General features: G+C 72.4%; 7 protein-coding genes. 3 read left to right on the top strand and 4 right to left on the bottom strand.

What is annotated here, in order from left to right; genetic code table 11:
* Nucleotides 1-59: 59 nt before the first annotated feature.
* Both pstA and pstC read right to left on the bottom strand, forming a co-directional pair.
* Nucleotides 60-1205 (bottom strand): phosphate ABC transporter permease PstA, encoded by a 1146-nt coding sequence (gene pstA, locus ACZ61C_RS33685; RefSeq protein ID WP_465311910.1) that lies wholly within the window; start codon nucleotides 1203-1205, stop codon nucleotides 60-62.
* Nucleotides 1205-2191 (bottom strand): phosphate ABC transporter permease subunit PstC, encoded by a 987-nt coding sequence (pstC, locus tag ACZ61C_RS33680; RefSeq protein WP_465311909.1) that lies wholly within the window; start codon nucleotides 2189-2191, stop codon nucleotides 1205-1207. Before pstC ends, pstA begins: the two co-directional genes overlap by 1 nt.
* A gap of 250 nt (nucleotides 2192-2441) precedes the next feature.
* On the opposite strand from pstC, the gene ACZ61C_RS33675 reads away from it, so the two are divergent.
* Together ACZ61C_RS33675 and ACZ61C_RS33670 are read left to right on the top strand one after the other, a co-directional pair.
* Nucleotides 2442-4757, top strand: coding sequence for a hypothetical protein (locus ACZ61C_RS33675; RefSeq protein ID WP_465311908.1), 2316 nt, complete (start codon nucleotides 2442-2444; stop codon nucleotides 4755-4757).
* On the top strand, nucleotides 4754-5653 hold the full coding sequence (locus ACZ61C_RS33670; protein WP_465311907.1) for a sortase: 900 nt from the start codon (nucleotides 4754-4756) through the stop codon (nucleotides 5651-5653). The genes ACZ61C_RS33675 and ACZ61C_RS33670 overlap by 4 nt, the downstream gene beginning before the upstream one ends.
* A 216-nt stretch (nucleotides 5654-5869) precedes the next feature.
* Here the strand turns inward: ACZ61C_RS33670 and ACZ61C_RS33665 are convergent, their stop codons facing one another.
* Nucleotides 5870-6940: a PstS family phosphate ABC transporter substrate-binding protein gene (locus tag ACZ61C_RS33665; RefSeq protein ID WP_465311906.1), complete on the bottom strand. Its 1071-nt coding sequence runs from the start codon at nucleotides 6938-6940 to the stop codon at nucleotides 5870-5872.
* Between the two features lie 178 nt (nucleotides 6941-7118).
* Nucleotides 7119-7553, bottom strand: a complete 435-nt coding sequence (locus ACZ61C_RS33660; RefSeq protein WP_465311905.1) for a DUF1508 domain-containing protein — start codon at nucleotides 7551-7553, stop codon at nucleotides 7119-7121.
* 290 nt (nucleotides 7554-7843) lie between these two features.
* Here ACZ61C_RS33660 and ACZ61C_RS33655 point away from each other — a divergent pair, with 290 nt between their 5' ends.
* The gene (locus tag ACZ61C_RS33655) at nucleotides 7844-8539 is read left to right on the top strand and encodes a hypothetical protein (RefSeq protein WP_465311904.1); all 696 of its coding nucleotides are present in this window, start codon (nucleotides 7844-7846) and stop codon (nucleotides 8537-8539) included.
* Nucleotides 8540-8664: the final 125 nt, after the last annotated feature.

Here is an 8664-nt window from a genome sequence, read left to right as displayed (position 1 = left end):
CGCGGGCGCGGGCTCGTCAAAAAAACCGTCCAGGGCGGGCGGTGGGGTGGTGGGTTCGGTCATCGGGTCGTTGGGGGTTTTTTGGGGGGGGGGCGCCGGGCCCGCCGCTTCGACCGGTCTCGCCCGGCGATCCGGGCGAGGGCGAACAGGGTGAAGATGAGCAGGATGAGCACGAGCGCGCCGACGTAGCCGCGCTGCTGGACGTTCTCCAGCGGCTCCTTGATGTAGCGGTAGACGAACAGCGGCAGGCTCTCCTGCGGGCCGCCGAGCGGGTTGGCGTTGAGGAACACGGCGCCGAACGAGGTGAACAGCAGCGGCGCGGTCTCGCCCGCCACCCGGGCCACCCCGAGGATCACCGCGGTCGTGACGCCGGTCCGCGCGGTCGGCAGCACGACCGACCAGACCGTCCGCGCCCGGCTCGCGCCCAGTGCGAGCGAGGCCTCCCGGAGGCCGTCGGGCACCAGCCGCAGCACGACGTCGATGGTGCGCGTGACGGTCGGCAGCATGACCATCGTGAGCGCCAGCGTCGCCATCAGCCCGCTGTAGCTGAAGAAGCTCACCCCCGCCTGGATGCCGGGGATGATCAGGGCCGCGTAGACGAACAGGCCCGCGACGATCGAGGGCAGGCCGCTCATCGCGTCGACCATGATCCGGACCGGACGGCGGAAGCGCGAGCGCGTCTCGTTGAGGAAGACCGCGGTCAGCAACCCCAGCGGGACGACCAGGACCAGCGTCAGCGCCGTCTGTTCCAGGGTGCCGACGATCGCGTGCAGGCCGCCGGTGGCGGTGACCGGGTCGGTCGGGCCGACGGTGGACATGTCGTGGCCGAAGAAGCTCCACCGGAGGAACGGCGCGCCGTGCACGACGATGTAGCCGAGCAGGAACAGCAGCGGCACCAGCAGGCCCAGCGCCCCGGTGACGACGACGGTGGAGACGAGCCGGTCGGCGGCGGCGAGCCGGCCCAGCCGGTCCCGGGTGACCAGGTACAGCATCCCCAGGTACAGCGCGTACGCCACGACGAGGTCGGCGAGCCAGCCGGGTGAGGTCAGCAGCAGGTGCAGGACGAACCACGTCAGCAGCACCGCCGACACCGCGCAGCCGAGCGCGGCCAGCCGGTCCTGGGTCGTGGTCGCGGCCGTCCGGCGCTTGACGAGCGGCCGCGGCCGGGTCGCCGGGTCCGCCGGGCGGGGCAGGGTCGCGGTCATCAGGCGTCCACCCCCGCGCCGGACCGGCTGCGCGAGATGATCACCGACGCGGTGAAGTTGGTGGCCAGGGTGAAGACGAACAGCACCAGCCCGGCCGCCATCAGCCCGCTCAGCGCCAGCCCGGACGCGCCGGAGTTGTTCGCGATGAACCCGGAGATCGTCGCCCCGCCGAACTGCAGGACGTGCGTCGTGATCTGCGGGACCTGGGGCAGCAGCAGGGAAACCGCGATGGTCTCGCCGAGCGCGCGGCCCAGGCCGAGCATCGACCCGCCGATGATCCCGCCGCGGCCGAAGGGCAGCACTACCGTCTTGACCATGCCCCACCGGGTGCTGCCGAGCGCGAGCGCGGCCTCCTTCTCCCCGGGCGGCGTCTGGGTGAAGACCTCGCGGATGATCGACGTCGTGATCGGCAGCACCATCAGGGACACGATCAGCCCGGCGATGAACATCGAGTTGAGGAAGAGCGTGTTGTCCTGGTGCGCGAACGGCGGAAACCAGCCGAAGTTCTCGGTCAGCCACGACGACACCGGGACCACCTGCGGGCCCAGGAAGCTGAAGCCCCACAAGCCGTACAGCAGGCTGGGGATGGCCGCCAGCAGGTCGACCAGGCCGGTCAGGAAGCCGCGCAGCCTGCCGCTCGCGTACTCGGTGATGTACAGCGCGGCGAGGATCGACAGCGGGATGGCGACGCAGATTGCGATCAGGGCCACCACGACCGTGCCGTAGAGCAGGCCCAGCACGCCGAGGGTGCTGGTGGCGGCGTCGAACTTGACCGTGGTGAAGAAGCCGAAGCCGCTGACGTCGAACGCCGGGCCGGAGCGGTACACCAGGAAGAAGCCGATGACCACGAGGATCGCGAGCATGGTGAGGCCGGCGCCCGTGGTCACCCGCCGGAACGCGCGGTCGGCGCGGGAGGGCAGGTCGGCGACGGCCCGCCGGACCGGGGACCCGGAAGGCGGCTCGGGCCGGGGGAGCGCGACGGTCACAGGTGGCCTTTCCGCACGGGGACGGGGAATCGAGGGCAGTAGGCAGTGCCCCAGCCGGGTCAGTATGTGCGGGCGCGGGCGGGGGAAGGTGTACGTCCGGAAAACGCCCGACGGGACGTACGTGAATCACATTCGGGTGTGCCTCGGCGTCCATTGACCGTGCCCGCGTCGCTCGGGGAGGTTGGGTCCGGGCGCGCGCCGGCACGGCGCGCGCCGTCCGTTCGCGTGCCTTGGAAACCGGGGGCCTTCCGTGTCTTTCGTCCTGCTCAGGCGTGTCGGGCTGGTGCTCGCCTGCGGTGTGCTGGCGGTGCTGGGGAGCGCCGTCCCGCCGGCCGGCGCCCAGGAGAGCCCGCCGGCGCCACCGGCGTTCACCCTCAAGACGGTGCCCGCCGACCTGTCCGCGGTCCAGGACGGCGACCCGCTGCAGGTGGTCGTCTCCGGGCTGCCCACCGGCAGTGTCGCGGTGCTGAAGGTCTGCCCGACCCAGCTGCCCGACAACCTGCTGAAGCCCGACTTCTCCACCGGCGTGCTGACCTGGGTGCCCGACCACGACTTCGGCTCCCGCGTCCGCGGTTACTGCTCCGAGGAGTTCAGCGACGAGCTCACCGGCCAGCGTTCGGGCACGCACAACGTGACCCGGGTGCGCAGCGGCACCAGCGGTGACGTGGTCTTCGACGTCAGTGTCCCGCGTGGACAGTCGAAGCCGGGCTTCGTCGGGTTCGACCCGCGGTACACCAACTTCGACAAAAACGAGAACTTCCCGTGGGCGGACAACCCGCTGGTCTCCACCGACCCGGCCACCGGCACCCAGATCCGGACCCGGTCGTGGTCGTACTCGTGTGACGAGAACACGCCGTGCGCCTTGACACTCGAGATCGTCGGCGCCGACGCGGCGGGCAGCCCCTTCGACGTCTACGACAACTCTCGCGTGTTCCGCGCGGCCGCGCCGGGCCTGGCGGTCAAGGGCTGCGGCGGGATCGGCGAGCAGACGCTCAACGCGAGCATGCCCGAGCGGTTCGGGCGGACCGCGGTGGCGTGGAACCAGCTGCTGTGCGCGCCCACCGGCGGCTCGCAGCCCACCACGATCGTCGGCGAGACCGAGGACGCGGGCCTGAAGTCCTTCGACACCGGCGGATCGGACCTCGCGGTCACCGGCTCCGGAGGCACGCTCGCCACACAGAGCGTGCGGGCGCGGGAGTACGTCCCCGCCGCGCTGAACGCGGCCGTGCTCGCCGCGGTGGGCTGGTCGCCCACCGACCACGACGACAACGGCTCGCCGTTGATCTCGCAGGTCAAGGGCGCGTTCTCGATGACGTTGGACGAGCTGGCCCTGATGCTCAGCCACGGCGGCCAGAACCCGGACACCACCGGCCGCGGCGGCATCTTCCGCGACACCTCGGCGTTCGTCGGCCGGAACCTCGCGCTCGCGCAGGTGCAGGCGGCGCCACTGCCGAGTGAGTTCCTGAACCCGGTCGTGCGCGCGGGCGCCGACCCGACGGCGCAGTTCTGGGGCCTGACCGGGGAAGCCGGGGCGGGCACGGTCCCGGCGACGGTGAGCGCGGTGCTGTCCCGCACGGCGGCGTCGTCGTGGAAGTTCCCGGACCTGCCGGAGGTCTACGGCAAGGCCGCGGGCCAGTCGCCCGGGGTGATCACCGACCTCGGCGCGCTCGACCCCGGGAAAACACCGCAGCACAACGTGGACGCCAAGTTCGGCCAGCTCGCCGTGCGCAAGGTCGTCGACAGCGTGATGACCGGGACGAGCTCGAGCTGCTTCGGCGGCTGCCTCAACTGGGTCGTCACGGACCTCGCCACCGCCCGCGCGTACGGCTGGACGCCGGTCGCCCTGCCGAACGCGAGCGGGAACTTCGTCCAGCCGACCGCGGCGAGCCTGCAGGCCGCGGCGTCGAGCATGAAGGAGGGCCCGGACGGCACGCTGCAGCCGGGCACCGCGACCGACCCGGCGGCCTACCCGCTCACTTTCGCGGAGTACCTCGCCGCGCCGGTCAACCCGCTCGTCGACGCGAGCTGCTCGCCCCTGAAGGCCAAACAGGACGAACTCGCGACGGTGCTGCAGGTGGCGCGTCACGGCGGGCAAGGAGCGCTGGCGCCCGGCCTCACGCCGCTGACGCCCGCGCTGGCCGGGGAGGCCGACGCGCGGGCAGCGAAGGTCGGGACCGGGTCGGCCACCGCGGCCTGCCAGGAGCGGGAAGCGGCGCAGAACCCGCCGCCGGCCGGGTCGACGGGCACCGGCGGCACGGCGGTCCCGGCGTCGAACACGACCGGCCCCGCCGGCTCCCCGGCCGCGGCCACCGGGCCCGCTCCGGCCGCGGTGCCGACGCAGGCGAGCGTCCTCGCGGCGAAGAACCTCGCCGACGCGACGGCCATCCCGCCGTTCGCCGGGGCCGGGGTGCTGGGGGCGCTGATCCCGTTGCTGGCGCTGATGGTGCTGGCCACGCTGCCGTCGCTGACGGCGTACGCGACAGCGGGCAAGCCGGCGCCGCCGTGGCTGAGCCGCGTGGTGCGGGCCCTGGCCGCGCGAGTGCGCTTCGGGCGGGGTGCCGCGTGAGCACGGTGACCGAGCAGGAAGCCCCCGAAGAGCAGGGACTCCTGCGGTTCAGCCCGGGCTGGATCGCCACGACGGTGTTCGCCTGGCTCGTCACGACGGTCGTGGCGCTCGCGCTCGTCGTGTACGCGCTGGGCCCGCTGGTCCAGTCCGCCGACCAGCGGACTGCGCTCACCGGGATCCGCGCCGAGATGGACCGGGCGCTGGGGGCGAGTCGGAGCCTGCTCGGCGCGCCGCCGCCCACGACGCCGGTCGAGTTCGGCGGCCCGGTCGCGGTGCTGGAGGTGCCGAAGCTGAAGTTGCGGCAGGTGGTCGTCGAAGGGGTGTCGAGCGCGGAGACGGCGACCGGGCCCGGGCACGTGCCGGGCACGTCCGGCCCGGGGCAACCGGGCAACGCCGCGATCGCCGGCCGCTCCTCCGGCTACGGCGGCCCATTCGCGTCGCTGGCCCGGCTCGCCCCGGGGGACGACCTGGTCGTCGCGACGCCTCAGGGCGTTTCGGTGTACCGGGTCCAGGACGTGGCGACGCGGGCGCTGGACGAGAACCTCGACTACGGCAAGACCCCGGACGACCGGCTCACCCTGGTGACGTCGACGTCGTGGTGGCCGCTGGCGGCGTCGCAGGCCACGGTGGTGACGGCGCGCCTCGAAGGCCGCCCGTTCCGCCCGACCCCCCAGAACGGCCGCGCCGACGACCAGGACGGCCGCACCGGCGACCCGGCAGCCTGGGCGGCGGTGGCCCTGGCGTTCGCGGCGTTCGTGGCGGCGGCCGGGGGAGCGACGCTGCTGTACCGCCGCTGGCGCCCGGTGTCGACGTACGTGATCACGGCGCCGATCCTGCTGACGCTGGCCTCGCTGGCGGCCTTGGCGCTGTGGAAGGTCTTCCCGGCCTGGGCTTGAGGGGTGTCTCGGGGGCTCGGCGTGTTGGTGGCGCCGGGCCCCTTTCGCTTGTGCGGTAAGAGGAGTCGGCGGTGTGCGCGGTGCTTTCAGCGGCCTGCTCAGGCCGCCGAAGCCTGGCGTGGGCCGCACCCGGGCCCTTCTCCGTCACGACACCTGCGCCAGTACGCGAAGGGGCCCGGCGCGGGGTGCGCGCCGGGCCCCGGTTTCGTTACCGCGTCAGGACTTGGTGCAGGTGAGCGTGCCGGTGCCGGTGATCGTCTTGAAGCCGTACTTGACGATCGTCGCCGCGAGCTTGCCGCCGCAGAGGGGGCTGGCCGTCGTGGCCGTGTCCGTCGGGTCGAAGCCCACGTCGCGCTTGGCGGCGTTGTACGAGCGGCTCCGGGTGTCCAGGACGTGGAAGACCAGGCGCGAGCCCAGGAAGCCGTCCGCGAACGCCGGGGCGTAGCTGCCCGCCGAGCCCGAGACCGGGGCGCCGTCGGAGCCCGCGCCGGTCAGCTTGTTCACCGTGTAGCCGTTGCGCTTGTTCGGCAGCACCGCGTTGCCCTGCGCCACCCAGCTCGCGATCGAGAACGGCGCGATCGCCGCGGACTGGTCGGCCGCCGCGATCGAGGTCGCGTCGTTCTCCTGGAAGCGCTTCACCGTCAGGTCCGGGATGGTCGCCGGGTCGAAGCCGAGGACGGTGCCGGTGAAGAAGCTCAGCGTGCCCGAACCCAGCTGCGGCAGGTAGAGCTGGATCGCCGCGTTCGTGCCGCCGACCTGGTTCCAGTTGGTGATGGTGCCGTTGTAGATGTTGCGCAGCTGCGTGAGCGTCAGGGTCAGGCCCGCACCCGCGCCGGTCGAGGAGGACGACCAGGTGACGCCGTCCCGGGCGAACGCGTAGTACTCGAAAGTGGACGGGTCCGAAGTGGCCCGGCCCGAGGACGAGCGCGCGATGTCCACCGCGCCGTTGCCGGCGTCCGCCGAAGCCTTCAGCGCCGCCTTGCCCGCGCCCGAGCCGTCGGGGGGCAGGTTGCCCGGGTTGGTGTAGGTGATGGCCGGGTTGAAGATGTCGGCCGGGACGGTGAACGAGGCGCCGGAAGCCAGCACCGGCGGGACGTTCACGAAGTTGTCCGGGTCGGTGTTCCAGGTCCGCGGGAGCTTGTTCGCGTCGGTGAAGACCGCCCCCGTGATCCCGAAGATGGTGTCGGAACCGACGGCCGAGACGACCTCCGGGTTGCCGTTCGCCGGCGGCACCGCGAGCGCGGTGCCGGACATGACGAGGCCGGCCCCGGCGGCCACGGCGGTCACGCCGAGAAGTCGAGTGGTACGAGCACGCATCGTGTTGGCACTCTTTCTCTAGTCCCCATTGTGTCGCGGGATCCCGCGACGTCTTCATCTCCTCGCGGCAGGCTGTCCGGGGGCACTGTTCCGTGTTCCCGCCCGACGTCGTGGTGGTTAAGGTCCGGGAAACACCCGCGCATCCGGGCTATTCCCGGGCGCGCGACGCGGAATCGTCGGTCCCGTTCCGGCGGTACTTCTGACGCCAGTCGACGACGGTTTCGATGTTTTCGACGCTCGCCGTCGCGGCCGCCACCCGGAACCGGTCCAGTCCACGCTGGGCTTCGATGCGCCGCCCGTACGCGTGCGTGGCTTCGGCCACCGACACCCCGTCCAGCCGCAGCAGCCACCGCCACCGGCCGCCGCTGATGTGCCGGAAGTCCGTGCTCAGCAAGTCCATCCGGGTCCGCAGCAGCGTGATCGCGCTCAGGCATTCCGCCGTCCCGGCACAGTCGGCGGTCCCCGCGCCGAGCGAGACGTTGTTGCCGCCCAGCAACCGCCAGCGCAGCATCCGCTGTTCGGTTTGGACGAGCTGGAACCTCGGCCGGCTGCGCAGCCGGCCGGTCACTTCCCCCCGGGTCACAATGGACTCATCGCCCGTGACCCCACGCCGGGTTACCGCGGCGCCTTAAGGCGCGACGGCTTCCGGGTGAACAGTTCCGGTGACCGGTGGCCGGTACTCCGAACGGATGCGGGCATTTCCGCTCCGCTTGTCCGGTCGTGACAATTCTTCCGGGGTAACTGAAGGACCGACGGCCGGATCCTGAACGCCGCGGGAAAACCGGCGGCGGCCGGAAACGCGCGCCCGCGCGCCGCCGACAGCCTCATCGTCAGCGCCGGCTCCCGGCGCTCGAGAACCCATTGGGGACAACCATGAATCGTTTCACCACCCGGTTCGCGGCGGGCCTCGCCGTGGCGGCGACCTTCTTGACCCTCAGTGCCTTCCCCGCGTCCGCCGCCCCGGCGGACGCGGCCACCACCAAGCTCACCGCCCAGGCGAGCAGCACCCGCGTGGACGCCGGGACCCCGGTCACCATCAGCGGGCGGCTCACCAGCGCGGCCAAGCCGGTCGCCGGGGTGACCGTCGGGATCGCCTACTGCACCGACGACTTCTGCGGCGAGTTCGACGTCCAGCCGGTGACCGACGCGAACGGCCGCTACCGCGCCACGGTGACCCCGGTCCGCGCGGGCCACTACCGGGCCGACTTCCTGCCGGCCGACGAGACCCTCGCGCCGGCCAACGCGAGCACGGCCGACATCGTCGTCGTCCAGCCGGCGAAGATCACGTCGTTCACCACCACCCGCGGGGCGGACGGCACGATCACCGCGGCGGGGACGATCGACTTCCCTCGGTTCACCCCGGCCGCCATCCCGGTCCGGATCGAGTACCTGACCGCGGGTTCGCCGTGCTGGACCACCGCGGCCACCGCCGAGGCGCAGTGGAACGGAAGCGCTTTCGGCTTCTCGGCCGCCGCGCAGCTGCGAGGACCGGGTGTCTGGCGCGCCGTCTACGACGGGGTGCGGGACGAGTTCCACGCGGCCACGAGCGGCCTCGTCTTCGTGCGCTGAGTCGGGGGTGGGGGGGGGGGGGGGGGGGGGGGGGGGCCCCGGGAAGCGATCCGTTGTATGGGGGTGGGGGGGGGGAAGGAAAAGGGTGTGGGGTAATGGGGGGAGGATGCGGGCTCTGCCGTACA

Source organism: Amycolatopsis sp. NPDC104587, assembly GCF_055583645.1.
The sequence above is the reverse complement of the archived record's forward strand: the minus strand, read 5'-3'. Positions and strand labels throughout refer to the sequence as shown.

Excerpts from the sequence above, each read along its gene's own strand:
- pstA (WP_465311910.1), bottom strand. The coding sequence starts at position 1,205 with ATGACCGCGACCCTGCCCCGCCCGGCGGACCCGGCGACCCGGCCGCGG.
- ACZ61C_RS33655 (WP_465311904.1), top strand. The coding sequence starts at position 7,844 with ATGAATCGTTTCACCACCCGGTTCGCGGCGGGCCTCGCCGTGGCGGCG.